This window comes from Paenibacillus sp. sgz302191, from assembly GCF_057749925.1.
Genome location: NZ_JBYLHY010000003.1, coordinates 310,921 through 330,909 on the forward strand (window position 1 = coordinate 310,921; position 19,989 = coordinate 330,909).

Here is a 19,989-nt window from a genome sequence, read left to right on the forward strand (position 1 = left end):
CGTTTCTATATTAGGAATACAAGCCAAAGCTGCACAAGTAAGCGACAAGGACGGCAATAGGTCCGGTGATTTGACGGGATAGCAGCACCGCCGGCACGCCTACCTCAATCGTCTCCGGCTTCGCTTCGCCCAGCGTTAGCCCGACCGGGACAAAGTCGCACCCTACCTGCGGGTTAATCGCGAACAATGCGGGCAAAGCGAGCTGCGGCGGAATCGATCCTTTGCCGATTTCCGTGCCCACCAGCACCCCGACGACTTGAGCGATAACCGCTCCCGGCCCGAGCATCGGCGACAGGATCGGAATCGCGCAAACGATGGAGAGAATGATCAGACCGATCAGGTTGCCGGCCAGCGGGGTGACGAATTTGGCGATCAGATCGCCGATTCCCGTGTAGACAATGATACCCATGATCGCGCTTACAAAAGCCATGAAAGGCAAAATATTTTTCAGCACCATATCGATCGTTTCCCGGCCCGCCTGATAAAACACGCTGACGACGTTGCCCATAGCGCGGCCGATGTTGACGATAAAACTGGATTTCTGGCCCTTCGGATACATTTCCTTAGCCCGGGCCTTGGCGTCCGCTTTAATTTCCGCGACCGACTTGGGCGCTGCGGCCGGAGCTTGCACCGTTTCCGCGCTTCCGTCCAGAGGGGATATGCAGCTTACGGTTACGCCCGAGACGAAGTTGTCTTCGTTAATGTATTTCATTAGCGGACCGGAAGGCGAAGTCGCATGCACGTTCAGCGTCAAGATGCCCATTTTCGGATATACGCCGCAGCGGGCCGTACCTCCGCAATCGATGATGACGCACGCCATCTCGTCGCTTTCGATCGCCGTGCTGAAGCCGTCCTTCGCTTCTGCGCCGGTCATATCGGCGATCGCCTGCGCGACCGGGTGGATGCCGCCTCCGGTAACGGACACGATATATTTCCTGTTCTCATCCGGCTGAACGACGAAGCCCGTTCCCCATCCGCCGGTTCCTTTGCTGACCCTTACAGCATGATAAGTTGTGCCAGTTGTCATGTTGCCGTCTCCTTTCGATTAGAGGGCTTGAGATTCTTTTTTGCGCAGCATGGACGCCGTAATCCATTCCGTAACGAGACCGCGGATCAAGATGACGATAATGCCGACGAGGAAGTACCGGATCGCCAAGGGCCCGAGCGAAAGGTTCAGCGCGGTAATGCCGCTTGCGATACCCAGATATACGAACAGCTCGGAAGCGTTGGCGTGGGCGAACAGCCCTGTAATCGGATGGACGAAAGATACGGCCGAATCGTAAAAAGCGGGCTTTTGACGTTCGGGCAAAAATTTGCCAAAGCTGTAGCACATCGGGTTAGTCATAAAAAATACGGCAAGAATCGGAAACACCGTGTAGCGCAGCAAAGCGTATTTGGTCGTTTTTTGGGCAAAGCGGTTGATCCGCTCTTCGCCGACGAATTTGATGATCGCATTGATCACCGTGATTAAACAAATGAGGGTCGGGATAATGCCTGTAAGCAATCCGACGAACGTTTTGCCCCCGGCTTGAAACATCCCGATAAACCCTTCCGCTACATGTACGAGAAAATCCATTCGAGTTCCCTCCTTATTGTTGGGCGAGCTGTTGTTTGATTCTGGCCGCGGCCTGTCTTACCGCATGATAACGCGAGTGCGCCGAGCGCTCATTCTCTAGTTCGTTAACCGATCGTCCGATGAAGTCCTTCGCCGGCTTGAACCGTCCGAAGACCGTAACTCCGGTCAACTCTTTGGCTTGGGTAACGATGCATTCCGGATTCGTTACCAAGATGACAACGGATCCGATGCCCAGCCGCCTCTTCACCACTCCCACTCCTAAAAATCCCGACCCCTGATTCGACATCGTTCTTACCGTTTGCTGATAATGTTTCGTTTGGACAAAGCTAAGGGCGACTTGGAGAAACCACGCAATGATCAGCAGCAATATTGCCGAATTCCACCATTGCACTTTACCTCACCTCAATCTCGATTTACATTTGTTTTACTTAATTACATTTGTATTATAAACCGCTTTCATTTTTGGTGTCAATAACAATATTTCTCTTGAAAACAAAAGGATCGCATGTATTCATGCAACCCTTTGCGTCTTTATTATGAGATTGTCGACTTCTTTTTATTCATTTTTCGCACGAGGTCCTGCGCTGTCTGCTCGTCGGTAATAAGCACGTCGATGTATCCTCCGCCAAGCGTAGCCAGAATGCTCTCCACTTTGTGGGTGCCCTGCGCAACCGCGACTACTTTGCTTACTTTGCGCAAATCCTCGACATTGACGCCGATGACCCGCTCGTTGATCGTATTTGTGGCAATGGAACCGTCTGCGCGTATAAAACAGGAGTTGATGTCGCCGACGACCCCGGCCTTCCGGATATCTTCCATTTCCGCCCGGGCCAGGTACCCGATTTCCTCCATCGTCGACTGCACGAACGGATTGCCGATGCCTACAACGGCCATATCGATGCTTCTCGCTTCTTCCAGCACATCGGCGACGGTCGGCGTTTGCAGCAGCAGATCGCGCAGGCTGCCGCTTTCCACGATGGCGGGCGCGTACAGCGACTCGCAGCTGCAGCTTAATTTTTTGGACAGCTCGAAGGCGATTTGATTGGAATGGAGCTCAATCCGGTTGGAGCCCATCCCCCCTACCAAAGGGATAATTTTGAGCTGCTCGTAAGCGTCGCTCGGGAACTCCTTGACGATGCCGTGCAGCGTTCTGCCCCAGGATACGCCGAGCCTGGACACGTCCTTCAGGTGCTTGGCGATGTACGCCGCAGCAGCCTTGGAAACGGCGGTTTTGCTCATCTCAGGGGGCATTTCGGCCGTAGGCACGACGATGACGTCTTCCAGAGAATAAACGCTTTCAATTTCCTGCTCCATATCGATCGTCGGAAAGCCGTCGTCGTGAATAATGATTTCGACCAGCCCTTCATTGCGGGCTCTCTGCAAAGCTTTGGAAATAATCGGCCTGGAAACGCCGATTTTTTTGGCGATCTCGGCTTGCGTCCATTCGTCGAAATAGTACATCCGGCTAATTTTGAGCAAAAATTTCTTTTCCTCATCAGTCATCATAGATCAATCCCATCACCCGTAATCAATATCCAGATTATATCATAATATAGGACAGATTCCATTCCTTCAATGAGGAAAAATCCACCCTCGCCGGTTTGCGCCGAAGGTGGATTCGCCGATTTCAGCAAGCCGAAGCAAGCCCTGTTTAAGCAAAAACCGCCTGATTCCGCAGGCTGCCGAGAAACCCGTAAGCAGGAGCTGGGCGCACATACCCGCCTAGCTGTGTCGGGTGCGGAAAAGTTCTGCCCGGCTGTGCGAAAAAAAACCTGTGAAAGATTGTCCGGCTTTTTGCTCCTAATGCGCCCTTGAACCCCCCCGCGTCCGAGTCGATAGTCACAATCCGTCTGGCTGCACGAAAAAAACTGCAAAAATACATGAATTTGCGCTCTTGGTCGCCGGCCATGAAATCTCTTGAAAAACCCCCACGTCAGAGGGCGATACCACAATCTGGCTGACTGCACGAAAAAAACCTGCAAAAATACATGAATTTGCGCTCTTGGTCGCCGGCCATGAAAAATTCCTGCAAATGTGCAGGCTTTTCAGCGGGGAGATGGGTTCAGGTTCACTTTTAGCGAAAATTCCTGCACTTTTGCAGGTTTTTCGCTAAAATGGACCATTATTGCAGGAAATTCCTGCACTTTTGCAGGTTTTCCAGCAGCCCCGGTAAGTGGTCGACCGATCGCCGTCATGCAGCGTAACACCGCGCGCTGGGAACTGCAAGCGGTGCGAACGCTGGGTGCTGTGCGCGATGCGAACGCTGGGAACTTCAAGCGGTGCAAACGCTGGGAACTGCAAGCGGTGCGAACGCTGGGTGCTGTGCGCGGTGCAAACGCTGGGAACTGCAAGCGGTACGAACGCTGGGAACTGCGCGCGATGCGAACGCTTGGGTGCTGTGCGCGGTGCGAACGCTGGGCAGTGCTGCGCCCCTCTGGTTCCCCCAACCCGCGGCTTTCATAACAATTTGATTATTGCAAGTTTTCTTCGCACTAACAAATAGGAATGCGCTGCTTTAACCTACCTGCAGTCTCGTTTGCAGCAAATTTCCGCACAGCCAAAAGGCCAAGAGCGGACGCGCCAACTCCGGCCGGGCGCATTTCTCAATAGCCTTCTCGGTCCTGCAGCTTTCTCAGTTCCCAAATGACAGAATGGGACGTCTGCTCGATGGCGTCGTAGGTAATAACCTCCCCCGCCTTGACGGCCCGGTTCACCGTCTGCGCCTGCACGAGTCCGATCGGCAGACCGCCGCACTGCTTCGCATCCGCGGCCGTCATGATCGTCCCGTATACCGTAAACCCGCCGATGCCGTCCAGACGGTCTCCCGGCTGCAAATCTTTTTTCGCGACCGCTACCGTCTCCGCTACAAGCCCTTTCCATGGCGCAATCGTCTGCTCCTTGTAAAAGTAAGCGCTCGCCACCGACAGCGGCGTCTCCAGGCTCGTCAAATGATACGGGCGGAATAGCACGTAGTTCGGGCCTGCTCCCATTTTCAAGTATTCCATCTCATGCCGGACTTCTTCCTTATCCGATGTGACGATGACGAACACCCCCGGCGCGACGCCGTTGACGTACTCCACCACACCCGTCCGCTCTAAAATCCCGCCGTCTTCCTTCAGCCGCAATATGTCCGTCAGCTCGCTCACCTGCGCGCTCGGGCCGTGCATCCCCGGCCGGTCGGGTATAAATCCGGTCGCATTGGCGACCGCGGTCATCTCGATCATCGTCTTCGTCCCGTCCTGGAACGAAGCGATCATTTTCGGGTTCGCTCCGACACGCAGCGCCGCCTCCCGCGCCGAATCCGGCGTCGCTTGCACGTTGAGCGGGTTGTTTTTGCCTTTGCCGATCGCCACAACCTCGAAGCCGATGGCGTCGGCAAAATTGTACAGCTCCATCACCGCGCCAGGCTCGTCCCCGGCGGAGCCCGTGTAGACGACGTCGGCGGAGGCCGCCATTTTGTTCAGCAGCGGGCCGACGGTTACGTCCGTTTCGACGTTAAGCATGACGATGTGCTTTTTATTCAAAATCGCTTTCCAAGCGATTTCCGCGCCGACGCTCGGCACCCCGGTCGCATCGACGATCACGTCGATGTTCGGCAGCGCCAGCAGCAGGTGCATATCGTCGGTGACGACGACATGCTGCTGCCCGATCGCGCGCTCCGCTTTTTCCAGCTCCCGCGTCTCTACGATCCGCTCCGGCTTCACACCGGCGTACAGGTACGCGTTGCGGGCGTTCTCGACGCGCACGTCGGCCGTCGCCGCCACGCGCATCCCTTTCATGCTCTCGATTTGCGAGATCATCCCTCTTCCCATTTGGCCCGCTCCCACAAGGCCCACGCGGATAACCCCGCCTCGGCGGTCAAGCTCCAGCAGCTTTTTGTTCAAGTTCATCATCATATCTTCCTCCCGTTCTAGTGAACTCCCAATCCCAGCCATCCGTTGGCCGCTTCAAAGAAAGCTTCCGACACCGTCGGATGCGGATGAATCAGCTTGGCCCATTCCGCCGCCGTTCCCTCCAAATGCATAAATGCGGAGGAAGTAGCGATCATATCGGTGACATGGGGCCCGACCATCGTAACGCCCAAAATTTCGCCGTACCGCTCATCGGCGATGAGTTTGACGAATCCGTCCGATTCGCCCATCGATATCGCCTTCCCGTTGCCCCTCAGCGAGTAGGTGTGTACCTTGACGGGCAGCCCGCTGTTTCTCGCCTCCTGCTCGGTCATGCCGACGCTGGCGATTTCCGGATGGGTGTATATGCATCTGGGAATAATTTTGTAATTGACGGATTCCCGCTTCCCGGCCGCGTTCGATGCGGCGACCAAGCCTTCCGCGCTCGCAACGTGAGCGAGCTGCCATCCCCCTATGAGATCGCCGATGGCGTATACGTTATCCACACTCGTTTCCATCCGCTCGTTCGCCTTGACATAGCGGCCGTTCATTTCCAAAGCGAAGTGCTCCAGCCCTTTGAGATTGGGCACCCGCCCCACTGCGACCAAGAGCGCTTCCGCCGACAGCTCGCTCGACTTCCCGGACGCCGCAATATGGACGTGCGCACCCGCCTGCCGGACATGCTCGACTTTCGTGCCCGTCAAAATCGTCACGCCGCGCTGCCTGAGCGCCTTCGCCAGCGCTTGCGAAGCCGCTTCGTCCTCACCCGGCACGATGCGCTCGGCAGCTTCGATGATCGTTACCTCGGAGCCGAACGCGGAAAACATCGCTGCGAACTCCACGCCGATGACTCCGCCCCCGATTATCGCCAGCGAAGCCGGAATGCGCTCCATTTGAAAAATCGTATCGCTCGTATAGAACGAGGCTTCGGCCAGTCCCGGAATCGGAGGAACAAAAGGCTTCGAGCCGGTCGCCAAAATGATTTTCCGCGCGCTGACAGCGATATCCCCTTCTGCGGTTTGTACGGCGATCTCGCCAACGCCGGTCACTTGGCCCCAACCGCGGATGTGGGCGATTTTGTTCGCTTTCAGCAGCCCGGCGATGCCGCTGCGCAGCTGCCCGATCACTTGCGACTGCCGGTCCAGCATCGTTTTCCAGGAAAAAGAGACCGGACCCGTTTGAATGCCCCAATCGTGCGCTTTATGGATCGCTTCGGCGATTTCCGCCATATGGAGCAGCGTCTTCGAAGGAATGCAGCCCCGGTTCAGACAAGTCCCGCCGAGCTCGGACCCTTCGATCAGCGCAACGGATAGCCCGAGCCTGGCGGCGCGAATAGCGGCGACATATCCCCCCGGGCCTCCGCCAAGTACAGCCAAATCGTAAGCGTTCATTAGATTTTCACCTCAGACCTCAGACTAGTAATTGAAAAGGATGCTCCAGCACGTTTTTCAAATCGGTTAAAAATGCCGCCGCAGGAGCGCCGTCAATAACCCGATGGTCAAACGACAGACTGATCGTCATCATCGGGCGAATGGCAATTTGGCCGTCAACAGCCGCAGGCTGATCCTGAATTTGGCCCACGCCAAGAATGGCCACCTCGGGCTGATTAATAATCGGCGTGAACGAATCGACCGCATACATCCCCAGGTTGCTTACGGTGAACGTGCCCCCGCTCAAATCTTCCGGCTTCAGCTTATTGTCTCTCGCGCCGGCCGCCAGCTCCTTCGACTTCCTGACCAGTTCGGCCAGTCCCATTTGCTCTGCGCCGTTAATAACCGGAACCATCAGGCCATCCTTCACGGACACGGCCAGTCCGATGTTGACGCGATCGCTCAGCACGACTTCGTCGTCTTTCCAGCGCGCATTGAGGAGCGGATGGCGAACCAGACAGGCTGAAACCGCTTTAAGCAAAATTTCCGTATACGAAATGCGTAGTCCCGTCTGCCGCTCGATAACCGGCAGCAGTTCGGCCCGCAGCGCCTTGGCCGCCGTCATGTCGACAGTCGATGTGAGGGTGACATGCGGCGCCGTAAAGGCGCTTTGCGCCATGCGCTGCGCGATAATTTTGCGCATGCCCTGCAGCTTGACCGTGCGCTGCGCACCCGCCTGCGCGGATGACGGCTCGGCGGCGGCGCTGTTCGCCGCGCCTGCATGAAGCGCGCGCTCGACGTCCGCGCGGACGATTTTGCCGCGGTCGCCGCTGCCCGCGATCGCGTCGAGCTGCAGGCCGCCGGCTGCAGCGATCTGCTTCGCAAGCGGCGTCGCCAGCGCTTGCTGCGCGGCCGCAGCATCGGCGGCGTGGCGCTCGACGTCCGTGCGGTGAATGCGCCCGTGCTCGCCGCTGCCGGCAACCGCGGCCAGCTCGATGCCGCGCTCCCGAGCGGCTTTGCGGGCTGCGGGCGTAGCGCGCGGCTTGCCCGCCGGGCGGGCCGCTTCTTGGCCGTCCGGCGAAGCCGCGGCAGCCGCATCCTGCTCTGCCGCCGCATCCCGCTCCTGCGTGGCGCCGCCGCTATCCTGCGCCAAGCCTGCGGCGTCCGGCGGGCCGTCGGGGGCCAGATCGCCGGCTTCGCCGATATAGCCGATAATATGATTAACCGCAACAACGGAATCTTCCTCATAGTAACGCTTCAATAATAGTCCGGAGTGGTAGGCTTCGACTTCGATATTGATTTTGTCGGTCAAAACTTCCAGCAGCACCTCGCCCTGCCGGACCGCCTCCCCTTCCTCCTTGAACCATTTGATGATCGTTCCTGTTTCCATCGTCATGCCCAGCTTGGGCATAAACACTTCATTCAACATGTTGCTCAGGCCTCCTGCCGCTTTACTTCAGCGTCAATTTAACCGCATGGACGATATCGTCGACTTGGGGAACCGCTTTCTTTTCCAAAAACGGATTGTACGGAATCGGCACCGCCATCCCCCCCAGCCGCTGTATCGGCGCATCCAAATAATCGAACGCTTCGCTTTCCGTCACTTGGCTGACGATTTCCGCGCCGAATCCCCCGCGCTTCACCGCTTCATGGACGACGACCAGGCGTCCGGTGCGTTTGACAGACTCGACAATCGTTTCGATATCAAGCGGAACGAGCGTTCTCGGGTCAACGACTTCGATGCTGATGCCTTCCCGGTCGAGCAATTCCGCGGCTTCCAGCGCCTTGTGAACCATAATCGACGTGGCGACTACCGTAACATCGCTGCCTTTGCGCTTCACATCCGCCTTGCCGAGCGGCAATGTGTAAGGCTCTTCGGGAACCGGGCCTTTCGTTCTGTACAGCAATTTGTGCTCGTAAAAAATGACGGGATTATCGTCCTCGACCGCCGCCCGCAGCAAACCTTTGGCATCGTACGCCGTCGACGGCTGAACGACCTTCAGCCCGGGAATGTGCGCCATCCAGGCCTCCAGGCTTTGCGAATGCTGCGCGGCTGCGCCCGTTCCGGAACCTGCAGGCGTGCGCAGCACCATAGGCACTTTTCCTTTGCCGCCGTACATGTAGCGGATTTTGGCCGCCTGATTGACGATTTGATCCGTAGCGATCGTAATAAAATCGGAAAATTGCAGCTCCAAAATCGGTCTCATCCCGGTCAGCGCCGCCCCGACGGCCGCGCCTGCGATCGCCGATTCCGAAATCGGCGTATTGCGGATTCTTTCGGGACCGAATTCTTCGATCATCCCTCTCGTCACGCCAAAAGCGCCGCCATATACGCCGATGTCTTCGCCGAGCACAAAAACGTCCTCATTTTCCCTCATCATTTGCGACATCGCTTCTTTAACCGCTTCCAAATAGGTGAGTTCCCTCATGTTTGTTCTCCTCCCGGCCGTGATTCCCCGGCTTTATGCATATACGTCCTCTTCAAGAGCATCCATAGACGGCATCGGACTTTGCTCCGCGAACTTCACGGCCGCTTCGATTTCTTCCAGCGCTCGCTGCTGCAGCCGCGCCAGTTCATCCTGCGAAGCTACCTGTTCGTCCAGCAATCTTTGAGCCATATGGACGATCGGATCTTTTTCTTCTTTCCAGAACTGCTCTTCTTCCTTCGTTCTGTACTTTTTGGCATCGCTTTTCGAGTGCCCTTTCCAGCGGTACGTTTTCGCTTCGATCAATGTCGGGCCGGCTCCGGACCGCGCGCGGTCGACCGCCTCTTTCGTCACCCGCATCACTTCGAAAATATCGTTTCCCTCGACGACAACGCCGGGAATGCCGTAAGCTTTGGAACGGTCCGCGATATGCTCGGCGCCGATCATCTCTTTGGCCGGGCCGGACATGCCGTATTGGTTGTTCTCGCAGAAAAAAACGACAGGCAGCTGCCAAACCGCCGCCAGGTTGACCGCTTCATGGAAGCTTCCTTCATTGCTCGCTCCGTCGCCGAAAAAGCACAGCACAACGTACCCGAGATTTTTCATCTTGGAGGTAAGCGCCGCTCCGGCGGCAATCGGGATGCCTCCGCCGACGATGCCGTTGGCTCCGAGATTTCCCTTATCGACGTCGGCGATGTGCATGGAGCCGCCTTTTCCTTTGCAGTAGCCGGTTTCGCGGCCGAACAGCTCGGCCATCATTTTGCTCGCTTCGGCGCCTTTGGCAATGCAATGTCCGTGCCCGCGATGCGTGCTTGTAATTTTGTCCCTCTCTTCCAGTACGGCGCAAGCTCCTACAGCCGTTCCCTCCTGCCCGACGCACAGATGGGTCGTTCCATGAATAAGACCTTTGGCAAAAAATTCGTCCACTTTTTCGTCAAAATAGCGCACAAGCCACATTTGATAGTACAGATCCAACAATTTTTCCGTAGACATTTCCGTCTTCTGAATGAACTTTACAGCCACTTGCGGACCCTCCTTTTACATATGTTTTAATTAATTACATTTGTAAAACCATAGTACTCCCCACCCTATTCTTTGTCAAGAAATTCTTGCAGGGAGCGGGCTTTGTCAAACAAAAAAGGCCTCTGCACGCACGAATGGCGCAAGAGACCGGTACCGTAATTTTGTTTATTCTTGTTTATTTTGCATAGCTTCAATAAGCGTCGAGCACAATATGTTCATCTATGAAAAGCTTCGGCTGCGTGGCGCGCTGAATGTCTTCAACCGTATATCCGGCAGCCGCTTCGACGAGGCGCAGACCGTTCGGCGTTACGTCGATGACCGCGCGGTCCGTAATGATCCGGTTCACTACCTGCTTGCCCGTAAGAGGCAGCGTGCATTGGTCAAGTATTTTCGGATCCCCGTTTTTGTTCACATGGTCCATGATGACGATGATGCGCTTGGCGCCGTGCACAAGGTCCATCGCGCCGCCCATCCCTTTGATCATTTTGCCGGGAATGACCCAGTTGGCCAAGTCCCCGCTGCGGGACACTTCCATGCCTCCAAGAATCGCCAGGTCAATATGCCCGCCACGAATCATGGCGAACGAATCGGCGCTGCTGAAAAAAGACGATCCCCGGATCGTCGTCACCGTCTCTTTGCCGGCGTTGATGAGATCGGGATCGACTTCGTGCGGAGCCGGGTACGGCCCGATGCCGAGCAGCCCGTTTTCCGACTGCAGTACGACCTGCTTATGAGCGGAAATAAAATTGGCGACCAGCGTCGGAATTCCGATGCCCAGATTTACGTAGAAACCGCTCTCAATTTCTTTTTCCGCCCGCTTTGCAATTCTCTCCCGCAATGAAAGCTGTTTTTCTTCCATCGTCGTTGCTCCTCCCCATTATTATGCGGGTCATCCTGTCGTCGTCCGTTTTTCGATCCGTTTTTGCTGCCGGCCTGTGATCAGCTTTTGCACGTAAATGCCCGGCGTATGAATGTGTTCGGGATCGATTTGCCCGGCTTCGACCAGCCGCTCCGCCTCGGCGATCGTCACTTTCCCCGCCGCAGCCATCATCGGGTTGAAATTCCGCGCCGTTTTGTTATAGACCAGATTGCCCATCGTATCCGCCACATGAGCGCGAACGAAGCTGAAATCGGCGGTGAGCGCATGGACGAGCATATAATCCGTCCCGTTGAACCGGCGTATTTCCTTGCCTTCCGCGATGGGGGTTCCGACCCCTGCCGGCGTGTAAAAGGCCGGGATTCCCGCGCCTCCCGCCCTGATTCTTTCGGCCAGCGTGCCCTGCGGTGTCAGCTCCACTTCGATTTCGCCCGCCAGCACCTGGCGCTCGAATTCCTTGTTTTCGCCTACATAGGAGGCGATAATTTTTTTGATTTGCCTGTTTCGCAGCAGCAAGCCGAGCCCCCAGTCGTCGACGCCGCAGTTGTTGGAAATGACCGTCAAGTCCTTTGTTCCTTTGTCCGCCAGAGCGAGAATCAAATTTTCCGGAATCCCGACCAGACCGAATCCGCCTACCATCAGCGTAGCGCCATCCCGTATTTCACTAACCGCTTCCGCAAAAGAAGTTAAGATGGTTTTCATGCTTTCATAGCCTCCCGCAAGGTTTATTCGTTCCACCTTTCCACAATGGTGGCAATGCCCTGGCCCCCGCCGATGCACAGGGCGGCAAGGCCGTACCTGACTTCGCTTCTGCGCTTCATTTCATGAAGCAGGGTAACGAGAATGCGCGCCCCGCTGGCCCCGATCGGATGCCCCAAAGCAATCGCCCCTCCGTTCACATTCAAAATGGCCGGGTCGAATTCGAAATGGCCGGCGAAGGCCAGCGACTGCGCGGCGAACGCTTCGTTCGCTTCGATCAGGCCGATATCCGCCATCGCGAGCCCGCTTTTCTCCAGCGCCCTGCGCGTTGCAGGCACCGGACCGATGCCCATCAGGGCCGGGTCTACGCCTGCCGCCGCATTGGCGCGAATCGCAGCGAGGGGCCTCCGCCCGAGCTCCTTGGCTTTGGCCGCGCTCATGAGCACGAGCGCGGCGGCGCCGTCGTTGATGCCGGACGAGTTGCCGGCGGTTACGCGTCCGTCTTTTTGAAAAGCCGGACGCAGGCGGGCCAGCGCCTCCAGGGTCGTATCCGGGCGCGGATACTCGTCCGTGTCGACCACGACCGGTCCGGCACCGGCACCTTGGCGCTGCGGGATCTCAACGGGCACGATTTCGTCCTTGAACCGGCCTGCCCGGACAGCCGCCGCCGCTTTGCGCTGGCTCTCGCACGCGAACCGATCCAGATGCTCCCGGGTGAGCGCATACCGGTCGCACAAATGTTCCGCCGTGACGCCCATGTGATAATCGCCCGACGCGCACCACAAGCCGTCGCGGATCATGCTGTCGACAGCGCTCCGGTCGCCCAACCGGTAGCCGCCGCGCGCTCCGGGCAGCAAATAGGGCGCCTGGCTCATATTTTCCATGCCGCCGGCGACGGCAATGTCGCTCTCGCCGCATGCGATCGACTGCCAGGCGAGATGTACGGCTTTGAGCCCAGAGCCGCACACTTTGTTAATCGTCGCGGCCGGAATTTCCTGCGGCAGGCCCGCCGCCAAAAGCGCTTGCCTCGCCGGGTTTTGCCCGAGGCCGGCCTGGAGCACGTTGCCCATCAGCACCTCGTCCACTTGGGCCGGCTCGATGGCCGCCTGCTTTAGAGCGGCTTGAATGACGACCGAACCGAGCCGCACGGCGGACACGTCTTTCAATGCGCCGTTAAAATTGGCGATCGGCGTGCGCACCGCGCTTACGATGACAACGTCGCGTGGGTTCATTATTTGTGACCTCCTGCATGATAAATGCGGTTGTGTAAAACGCTTTCTTTTTCCAGTTTACTCCTCTGTCTTTTATAGGTAAAATACATATATCGAATAGTATTTATGCGATAATGCTATAAATGAAGAGGTGCGTTCATTATGGATCTAAGACAGCTGGGCTACTTCCGGGAAATAGCCGATCAAGTCAGCTTCTCAAAAGCAAGCCAAAACCTCCACGTATCGCAGCCGACGTTAAGCAAAATGCTGAAAGCGCTGGAAGACGATCTTGGCGTCGTCCTGCTGGACCGCTCCACGCGGCGGGTTCGGTTAACCGATGCGGGCGAAGTGGCGCACCTTCATGCGCAGCTGATTTTTAAAGCGATCGACGATTTTTCCGCCGCACTGGCGGACGTCGCCCAAATGAAAAAGGGCAAATTCAAACTGGGGCTGCCTCCCGTCGTAGGCTCCAGCTTTTTCCCCAAAATCATCAGCCGGTTTCGAAACGAACATCCGCAAGTCGATATTCAAGTTATCGAAGAAGGCAGCAGGCAGATCGAACAGTCTTTGCTCGCCGGAAGCATTGATCTGGGCATCGTCGTGCTGCCTGTCGACGCGGAAGTTTTCGAGATCGTGCCGCTGGTCGAGCGGGAGTTGATGCTGATCGTTAATAACGCACATCCGCTTGCTCACAGAAGCGAAGTAGCTCTCGGCGAGCTGTCCGGGGAACCGTTCATTGTGTTCCGTCAAGGCTTCGCCTTGTACGACCGCGTCCGCGAAGCGTGCATTCGCGAGGGCTTCGAGCCGAGCATCGCGTACGAAAGCACGCAGTGGGATTTTATCAGCGAGATGGTCGCCGCCAATCACGGCATTGCCTTTTTGCCGGAGACGGTTTGCCACAAGCTCGATCCTTCGCATATCGCGGTCATCCCGTCTGTCAAGCCCACTATCGAGTGGAACATCGCCATCATTTGGCGGAAAAACAGCTACCTCTCTTACGCCGCCAGAGGCTGGGTGCAGTATGTGCGGGATTTTTTCGCGCAGGAGGAGCGCGGGAAATGCCCCCCAGGCAACAAATGAGACAAAAAGAAGATCCCGGAAGGATCTCCTTTTTTTTGAATCGTTAGTTGATCTTGAACGGAGTTGTCACGGACTTACCGTTGGGCGCGGTAGCTGTTACGTCGAAGGTTACGTTGCCGCCGGTTGTGGAGATGTTGCCATATTGATCGATGGAAATAGAACCTTGTGCAAGAGCGCTATTGATTGGCTTCACGTTTGAGAAGGAGAACGTTACACCCAGCAAGTAGTTATACTGAAGGGCTGCCTGCTTATTGTACTCTACGTTATAGTTGTCAAAAGTGGACAAGTTCATAGCATCCCATGCGTTGGCAATTACACCGGCTGTAGAAAATGTGAAGGCTTGTACTCCGGTATTCCCATTTTTCAGATAATCAGCTGTCAGTGCATCGCCCTTAACCGTTACTGTAGTGGACAACTGCTTTTGCGTTCCGTCATTGGCCTGGAATGTTACGCTGACTATGGCTGTACCGGCTTTTTTACCGATGACGTATGCTTTTTGATCATTAGTAGCCGGGTTGGTCCAATAAACTGCTTGAGCGACGCTTGGATTGGAAGTAACAACTGCCGTAATTTTCTTCGGAATTGCAACCGCATCGCCGGATGCATGTTTAGCGGATATCGTGATTTCACGAGCAAATTTGCTGTATGGAGCCGCCTTTTGCACCGCATCATCATCAACCGTTATTGTTGTTCCGGCTGAATTTACATAGCTGGTATCCTTGATAACTCCGCTATCCAGCGCATTCCAAAGTGTCGCTATACTGTTAAGCGAGTATGTCAGATCCGCGGTACTTGGAACAACGTCTACACTTCTTGTTTGAGTATCTATTACTGTTTCTTTCGTTGCAGTAATGTTGCCTGACGCATCGACAGCAGTAATCAAAGCTTTAACCAATTCTACCTTGAACGTTACAGTGCCGTTAGCACCTGGAAAAGCATAAATACGATAAGTGTCGTTCAGTCTGTCGAAGTCGGTAATCCTATAAGCATAGGTGCCGTTACCCAGATCGAAATACGCCAAACGTTTGTTCAGCAGGCTGCCGAAGTTAGCGGGTGATACGGTAGAAGCCGCACCGCTTCCGGTAACCGGTGTCGTTGGAACGCCCGGATCCGCATTTACTTTGTTATCGGCGGACGGTGTAATCATAAAGTTAGTCGAGTTCGTTCCAGACTGAGTAACACGCGCATAGTAGTATACATTACCGACAACGCCGGCAGTCAGGACATCAGTGGCGGACGCCGGAACACCGGTAATTGGAGTTGCAGTTGTTACCATTGCGCCAGCGTTGTTAAGGATGTAGAAATTATCGCGGCTGGAACCGTTTTGATCGATAGCTTGAACAACGAACGGCGTGTAAGAGTTAGTTCCGGCAACGATTTTCTTAGCCGGCTCAGTAGCGATCTTCAGACGATCAGGAGTGCGGACATCAGCGATGGTATAATTCTTCGTAGATGTGCTGCTGGCACCGGTTGTTGCAATGTATGCCGTGACAGAGATAACGCTCTTCGCAGGAGCGGTCACCATAGGAATGTGAATAGTGCCCTTCTTGTCACCCGTGTTCATGATCTTCGCTTCGTAACCTGCACCGGAAACCGACAAATGAATGCGATCGCGGTTCTTATCGGCGATCAGGTCATCAGTGCTCAGTTGATTGCCGGCTTCATCGTACGCGAGAATCGGAATATAAACATCGCTATCTCCGGAAGCAATTACGCCGTCCAAGTCGCCGATAGCAACTTTGGAAGCGACCGCTGCGCATTTAACGCTGATCTTTGTAGTCGCTGATGAACCTTGATAATAAACTTGCAGGTTGTAATCGCCGGACTTCTCCTGATCGTTCAGCAGATACACGCGAACAAAAGGGTCGTTCGGATGATCCGTGTTTACATACGTCTTATCCACTTGCAGGTTGCTTTCATAAGGAGTGAAAAGAGTGTTCAGGTTGGCGCTGGAATAAGCGTCGCTGTCAGTTCCGATAAGGCCGCCATATTGATCATAGAGCTTCAAGGCAATCGCAGCCACTTCTCCCAGCTTGTTGATCGCCGTACCGGTCGTATATTTTACATCGCCGAGTTCCAATTTAGTTACAAACGGCGCAACGCCCAGAGTGAAGTTTTTGCTGACCGAAAGGTGCGTATCGATGAACCATACGTTCACCGGGATGACAGATACGTTTTGCTGTGCATTCGTCAGGCTCTTGGTGTTCATCTTGATTTTCAGTGTCCCATCATCATTCTTGCTGATAATCGGCTGAACATCGTTGTTGTTTCCAGCAATTACAGAGTAGGCACCGGATGTAAAGGAAGCATTTTCGCCATATTGGTTCGTAGCCTTAAGCGTTACGGCAGCATGACTGGTGTAAGCGATCGAATCGCTTGTCGTGACGAATTCCAGCTTTTGAACGGTTTCGTCCTGAGCGGTGAAGGTACCGGTTGCTGTCTTGATATCAGCTGCATCCAAACCGGCAAGAGTTACCGTGTACTCGCCTGCCATCAGCTTCGTATCGGTCAGAGTCAGCGCAGCCGATTTCTTGTCGTCAGACCATTTGGTTGTTGTTGTTACAGCTGCCGAACCATTCTTCAGGGACAGCGCAGCTTTTGCAGTATCAACGTCGCGATCAAAAATAACTTGGACCGTCTTCACGCCGGTAATTTTAACTTCTTTAACGGAAACTGCAGCAGGCTTGTTTTGAGCAGCAAAAGCTTCTTGTCCGCCGAACGCGCCTGTTACGAGGTCAGCGCGAGTGGCAGCTTGAGCGCCGTCAACGCCTTCCGGAAGAAGCTTGTCAGCTGCTGCTTGAGCGACTGCATCTTTGTACCAAGGAGTTCCGGATACGTCAACTTTCTTGCCAAGACCTTTAATGAGCATAGCAGCGAGTTGGCCAAGCGTAACCTTGTCGCCGGGAGCGAAGGCAGTGTCCGTTACACCGTCGATCAGACCTGCTTTTTTAGCGGCTTCGATGTAAGGAATTGCCCAGCCGTTTGCTTTGTCGTCAGCATTAACGTCGGAGAAGCCGGAAGTTTTAACGGAATCGTCAACTTTAACGTTGTAGATCAGCGTCAGCACTTTTGCAGCTTGAGCGCGAGTCATGTTTTGGTCGATGCCGAAGGAATCGGCAGATACGCCCTCAATCACGCCGGCTTTCAACAGAGCGTCAATTTTTGCTTTCAGACTTGCATCAACGTTAGCCAGATCTTTAAAATCGGCGGATGTTTTGGCTGCTGCAGTCGCAGTAGCGGAAGTGCCGGTTGTTGCCGCTGTGTCAGCCATTGCTGCCGATGTGAACATCAAGAATGCTGAAGCTGCGGAAGCGATCACTTTTAAGCTTTTTTTCATATCTTTTTATCCCCCTCTAAAGTATTTCTGTGTAGATACGCTCATTCTAGCGAAATCGATAACAATTTGTTATGTACGAACTGAACCTAATTATGGTGAAAATGAACGAACAACCCCTAAAGAAATAAAAAAATACCGCAAGCTAAATTCGCTCACGGTATTTCGTATTATGAACCGAATGTTCTGCGTTTTACTTGATTCCGAAACTCACCCGGAGAAACCTGGTACATCCTTTGGAACAGCCTGTAAAAAGATCTCCATTCCATCCCCACTTCATAGACTACCCGCTCCACGGTCATTTCTTGGTTTCGAAGCATATTCGCTGCCTGTTCCAACTGTATCCTCAAAATATACTGATAGACGGAACAGCCCGATTCCTTTTTAAAAATCCGGTTTAAATGCTGAGGCGTATAACCGGAAAAATTGGAAAGTTCGTCAAGAGTCAGCTTTCGCGCATAATGCATATGAATGTAGTCCATCACTTTCTGTGTCGTCAATACAGGATTGGAGTCCTTTTCTTGAAATCCCGCGGATTGCAATTTGATCTCCAGCAGCAGCGAATAAATCAACTCGGAGGTTTTGGATGCCACTCCTTCCTCCTCGCCTCCCTGCCACCATAATAACTCAATAAGTTCCATCGCTCGTTTCGAGGAGAGCAATTCCATAGGCTTATGCGTCTGCATGCGAAATTGCGATAAAACGAAAGGATTGCAATCAAACCAAAGGGTCGCTGTCTCCCACACGTCATCCAACGCGCGATATTCATGCCTGATTACGGGCTTGATGATGACCGCCTGCTCGCTATTCAGCACGAATTCTTTTTCGCCGGACACTCGAAACAATCCTCTGCCTCTTTTTCCGATGATCAACTGACAGAAATGTATGCCGTTTGGGTGATGAACCGGAGGCTGGCTGTGGTACCCGACCGAATGGAGCCGGAGCGGAAGAGAATGATGCATGTTACCACTTGTAGTCGGAAATATTTTAAAAGGTAACATGAAACAACCTCCTCTCAATGTCGGATCAAATTGCCTGCCGTTCCGATTCCGCTAAAGCTACGGCTGTATGGCTCCCCAATCTTTAAACGTCCCCGGCGATCCGCCGGCCACGCAAACCCACCCTATATACCCTCCTGCGGCAGGATTGTAATTGATGACGATATCCCCTGCATTCCACGTTCGACTCCCGTAGTTCGCCGGCGTCGTCTGCGGATTGGTCCCACCGTAAGTGATATAGCGTTCTCCGTAAGAGGGATGGTTCCGGTAAAATCCTTTCGTCGCGGACAAGCCGAACTCTTGATTGGCTTGGACGTGCGAGAGCTTGGCTAAGTTTGCGACGATAGCGTTCTCCATGTATGTGGACCCTGTAGAAATGACGTTGCCGTGGTAAAAGATGCATGAGTTTGTATTGAAGCCGGAATCGACCGCACCGACCAGGCAATAGGTACTGAAATTGCTAATCACGTGAACGCCGTTAGGCAGCGATAGTTTGACGGGATAATACGTTGGCGTTTGGCTTTTTTGCGTTGAAGTAGGGGAAAAGCTGTTCGCTTCAATGATCAAACCTAATTGAGGACCGTCATGAACTTCGATATCTCCGCCGGAATTGGCCTCGAAATAGTTCCCGCTTATTTTCGAAGCAATCAAAGTAGAAGTTTGGATAGCAGGGTTGATCGATATGCCTTCGATGACGTTATTCTCGATTCGGATGGTGTTACCGGCAAAACTTTGCCCTGTACTCGGCGCGCCGATCTTAATGCCTCCCCAGCAATTCTCGATGATGTTGTCGGCAATCGTGAAATCGTAGCATTGGAGAATGTCGATGGCAAAGCTGCTGCAGCTCTCGAAGCGATTGTTCTGCAGGCGGCATACCCAGATGGAGGACGCATTCGTGGATCGAATGCCGTTATTGAGATAGATGAAAAAACAGTCTTCTGCGGACCAACGCAAAAATTTCGAGCAGTCGATGGCGGAAGCGCTTCGATTCGGGCTGTAAAACGATAAACTCTCGAACCGGACTCCCTCGATATTGCTCGTACCGCTGGCGGTGACCATGTAAGAAATGCCGCTGGCGACGATCCGGGAGTTCTCCCCTTCCCCCTTCAACGTAAGGAATTTGGCGCCTGTCAAATTGGTGACGAGCTGAAGACCGGATAGTTGTATGGCTGCCGTGATTTTGTAGTCTCCCGGCGGAAAATAGACGACTCCCCCGCCGGCTGTCACGCACGCATTAACCGCCGTTTGAATGGCTGAAGTGTCGTCCGTGCTGCCATTTCCAACCGCACCGTAATCCTTAACATTAATCCAACCGACCGTCGAAGCATACGCGGGCTGCACTCCCAGCAGCGCGCTGCCCGCCAGCGCGCCCAGTCCTGCCGCCCCTATAGCGGCAAGCATCTTCCTTCTGCTCATCCCTTTGTTATCCGTTTCTTCAACACTCATCCCAATCCCTCCCTCAATGCATCGAGTAGTGATTAGCGGGGATCGATCATCGGCCGGCC

Annotated in this window: 17 protein-coding genes; 1 reads left to right on the forward strand and 16 read right to left on the reverse strand. The window is 54.5% G+C overall.

Annotated features, from left to right (window positions below; genetic code table 11):
* Nucleotides 1-10: 10 nt before the first annotated feature.
* From srlE to AC3G2T_RS06395, 13 genes are all read right to left on the reverse strand, one after another.
* Nucleotides 11-1,027, reverse strand: coding sequence for a PTS glucitol/sorbitol transporter subunit IIB (gene srlE, locus AC3G2T_RS06335; RefSeq protein WP_488434894.1), 1,017 nt, complete (start codon nucleotides 1,025-1,027; stop codon nucleotides 11-13).
* A gap of 18 nt (nucleotides 1,028-1,045) precedes the next feature.
* A complete protein-coding gene (srlA, locus tag AC3G2T_RS06340; protein ID WP_474679554.1) occupies nucleotides 1,046-1,576 on the reverse strand; it encodes a PTS glucitol/sorbitol transporter subunit IIC in 531 nt (176 codons plus the stop codon).
* A 13-nt stretch (nucleotides 1,577-1,589) separates the two neighbouring features.
* Nucleotides 1,590-1,967 (reverse strand): transcriptional regulator GutM, encoded by a 378-nt coding sequence (locus AC3G2T_RS06345; protein WP_474679555.1) that lies wholly within the window; start codon nucleotides 1,965-1,967, stop codon nucleotides 1,590-1,592.
* Nucleotides 1,968-2,110: 143 nt separating this feature from the next.
* Nucleotides 2,111-3,082 (reverse strand): sugar-binding transcriptional regulator, encoded by a 972-nt coding sequence (locus tag AC3G2T_RS06350; protein WP_488434895.1) that lies wholly within the window; start codon nucleotides 3,080-3,082, stop codon nucleotides 2,111-2,113.
* A gap of 539 nt (nucleotides 3,083-3,621) precedes the next feature.
* A complete protein-coding gene (locus tag AC3G2T_RS06355; RefSeq protein WP_488434896.1) occupies nucleotides 3,622-3,771 on the reverse strand; it encodes a hypothetical protein in 150 nt (49 codons plus the stop codon).
* Nucleotides 3,772-4,179: 408 nt separating this feature from the next.
* Nucleotides 4,180-5,469, reverse strand: a complete 1,290-nt coding sequence (locus tag AC3G2T_RS06360; protein WP_488434973.1) for an NAD(P)H-dependent oxidoreductase — start codon at nucleotides 5,467-5,469, stop codon at nucleotides 4,180-4,182.
* Nucleotides 5,470-5,486: 17 nt separating this feature from the next.
* Complete coding sequence (gene lpdA, locus AC3G2T_RS06365; protein ID WP_488434897.1) at nucleotides 5,487-6,857, reverse strand: dihydrolipoyl dehydrogenase; 1,371 nt, start codon at nucleotides 6,855-6,857, stop codon at nucleotides 5,487-5,489.
* Between the two features lie 19 nt (nucleotides 6,858-6,876).
* On the reverse strand, nucleotides 6,877-8,265 hold the full coding sequence (locus AC3G2T_RS06370; protein ID WP_488434898.1) for a dihydrolipoamide acetyltransferase family protein: 1,389 nt from the start codon (nucleotides 8,263-8,265) through the stop codon (nucleotides 6,877-6,879).
* A 22-nt stretch (nucleotides 8,266-8,287) separates the two neighbouring features.
* Nucleotides 8,288-9,265 (reverse strand): alpha-ketoacid dehydrogenase subunit beta, encoded by a 978-nt coding sequence (locus AC3G2T_RS06375; RefSeq protein WP_488434899.1) that lies wholly within the window; start codon nucleotides 9,263-9,265, stop codon nucleotides 8,288-8,290.
* 33 nt (nucleotides 9,266-9,298) lie between these two features.
* The gene (locus tag AC3G2T_RS06380) at nucleotides 9,299-10,255 is read right to left on the reverse strand and encodes a thiamine pyrophosphate-dependent dehydrogenase E1 component subunit alpha (protein ID WP_474679849.1); all 957 of its coding nucleotides are present in this window, start codon (nucleotides 10,253-10,255) and stop codon (nucleotides 9,299-9,301) included.
* A 220-nt stretch (nucleotides 10,256-10,475) separates the two neighbouring features.
* On the reverse strand, nucleotides 10,476-11,144 hold the full coding sequence (locus AC3G2T_RS06385; RefSeq protein WP_474679560.1) for a 3-oxoacid CoA-transferase subunit B: 669 nt from the start codon (nucleotides 11,142-11,144) through the stop codon (nucleotides 10,476-10,478).
* A 30-nt stretch (nucleotides 11,145-11,174) separates the two neighbouring features.
* Nucleotides 11,175-11,864, reverse strand: coding sequence for a CoA transferase subunit A (locus AC3G2T_RS06390; RefSeq protein ID WP_488434900.1), 690 nt, complete (start codon nucleotides 11,862-11,864; stop codon nucleotides 11,175-11,177).
* Between the two features lie 23 nt (nucleotides 11,865-11,887).
* Nucleotides 11,888-13,093: an acetyl-CoA C-acetyltransferase gene (locus AC3G2T_RS06395; RefSeq protein WP_488434901.1), complete on the reverse strand. Its 1,206-nt coding sequence runs from the start codon at nucleotides 13,091-13,093 to the stop codon at nucleotides 11,888-11,890.
* A 141-nt stretch (nucleotides 13,094-13,234) separates the two neighbouring features.
* Here AC3G2T_RS06395 and AC3G2T_RS06400 point away from each other — a divergent pair, with 141 nt between their 5' ends.
* On the forward strand, nucleotides 13,235-14,152 hold the full coding sequence (locus AC3G2T_RS06400; RefSeq protein WP_488434902.1) for a LysR family transcriptional regulator: 918 nt from the start codon (nucleotides 13,235-13,237) through the stop codon (nucleotides 14,150-14,152).
* A gap of 43 nt (nucleotides 14,153-14,195) precedes the next feature.
* On the opposite strand, the gene AC3G2T_RS06405 is transcribed toward AC3G2T_RS06400, so the two are convergent.
* The 3 genes from AC3G2T_RS06405 to AC3G2T_RS06415 all read right to left on the reverse strand — a co-directional run bounded on the left by AC3G2T_RS06405 (nucleotide 14,196) and on the right by AC3G2T_RS06415 (nucleotide 19,930).
* Nucleotides 14,196-17,489 (reverse strand): S-layer homology domain-containing protein, encoded by a 3,294-nt coding sequence (locus tag AC3G2T_RS06405; protein WP_488434903.1) that lies wholly within the window; start codon nucleotides 17,487-17,489, stop codon nucleotides 14,196-14,198.
* 167 nt (nucleotides 17,490-17,656) lie between these two features.
* A complete protein-coding gene (locus tag AC3G2T_RS06410) occupies nucleotides 17,657-18,487 on the reverse strand; it encodes an AraC family transcriptional regulator (protein ID WP_488434904.1) in 831 nt (276 codons plus the stop codon).
* A 57-nt stretch (nucleotides 18,488-18,544) separates the two neighbouring features.
* Nucleotides 18,545-19,930: a right-handed parallel beta-helix repeat-containing protein gene (locus tag AC3G2T_RS06415; RefSeq protein WP_488434905.1), complete on the reverse strand. Its 1,386-nt coding sequence runs from the start codon at nucleotides 19,928-19,930 to the stop codon at nucleotides 18,545-18,547.
* Nucleotides 19,931-19,989: the final 59 nt, after the last annotated feature.

What these genes read in the sequence shown, in the direction of transcription:
- srlE (WP_488434894.1), bottom strand. Translation starts at nt 1,027, where the DNA reads ATGACAACTGGCACAACTTATCATGCTGTAAGGGTCAGCAAAGGAACC.
- srlA (WP_474679554.1), bottom strand. Translation starts at nt 1,576, where the DNA reads ATGGATTTTCTCGTACATGTAGCGGAAGGGTTTATCGGGATGTTTCAA.
- AC3G2T_RS06350 (WP_488434895.1), bottom strand. Translation starts at nt 3,082, where the DNA reads ATGATGACTGATGAGGAAAAGAAATTTTTGCTCAAAATTAGCCGGATG.
- AC3G2T_RS06355 (WP_488434896.1), bottom strand. Translation starts at nt 3,771, where the DNA reads ATGACGGCGATCGGTCGACCACTTACCGGGGCTGCTGGAAAACCTGCA.
- AC3G2T_RS06360 (WP_488434973.1), bottom strand. Translation starts at nt 5,469, where the DNA reads ATGATGAACTTGAACAAAAAGCTGCTGGAGCTTGACCGCCGAGGCGGG.
- lpdA (WP_488434897.1), bottom strand. Translation starts at nt 6,857, where the DNA reads ATGAACGCTTACGATTTGGCTGTACTTGGCGGAGGCCCGGGGGGATAT.
- AC3G2T_RS06370 (WP_488434898.1), bottom strand. Translation starts at nt 8,265, where the DNA reads ATGTTGAATGAAGTGTTTATGCCCAAGCTGGGCATGACGATGGAAACA.
- AC3G2T_RS06375 (WP_488434899.1), bottom strand. Translation starts at nt 9,265, where the DNA reads ATGAGGGAACTCACCTATTTGGAAGCGGTTAAAGAAGCGATGTCGCAA.
- AC3G2T_RS06380 (WP_474679849.1), bottom strand. Translation starts at nt 10,255, where the DNA reads ATGTCTACGGAAAAATTGTTGGATCTGTACTATCAAATGTGGCTTGTG.
- AC3G2T_RS06385 (WP_474679560.1), bottom strand. Translation starts at nt 11,144, where the DNA reads ATGGAAGAAAAACAGCTTTCATTGCGGGAGAGAATTGCAAAGCGGGCG.
- AC3G2T_RS06390 (WP_488434900.1), bottom strand. Translation starts at nt 11,864, where the DNA reads ATGAAAACCATCTTAACTTCTTTTGCGGAAGCGGTTAGTGAAATACGG.
- AC3G2T_RS06395 (WP_488434901.1), bottom strand. Translation starts at nt 13,093, where the DNA reads ATGAACCCACGCGACGTTGTCATCGTAAGCGCGGTGCGCACGCCGATC.
- AC3G2T_RS06400 (WP_488434902.1), top strand. Translation starts at nt 13,235, where the DNA reads ATGGATCTAAGACAGCTGGGCTACTTCCGGGAAATAGCCGATCAAGTC.
- AC3G2T_RS06405 (WP_488434903.1), bottom strand. Translation starts at nt 17,489, where the DNA reads ATGAAAAAAAGCTTAAAAGTGATCGCTTCCGCAGCTTCAGCATTCTTG.
- AC3G2T_RS06410 (WP_488434904.1), bottom strand. Translation starts at nt 18,487, where the DNA reads ATGTTACCTTTTAAAATATTTCCGACTACAAGTGGTAACATGCATCAT.
- AC3G2T_RS06415 (WP_488434905.1), bottom strand. Translation starts at nt 19,930, where the DNA reads ATGAGTGTTGAAGAAACGGATAACAAAGGGATGAGCAGAAGGAAGATG.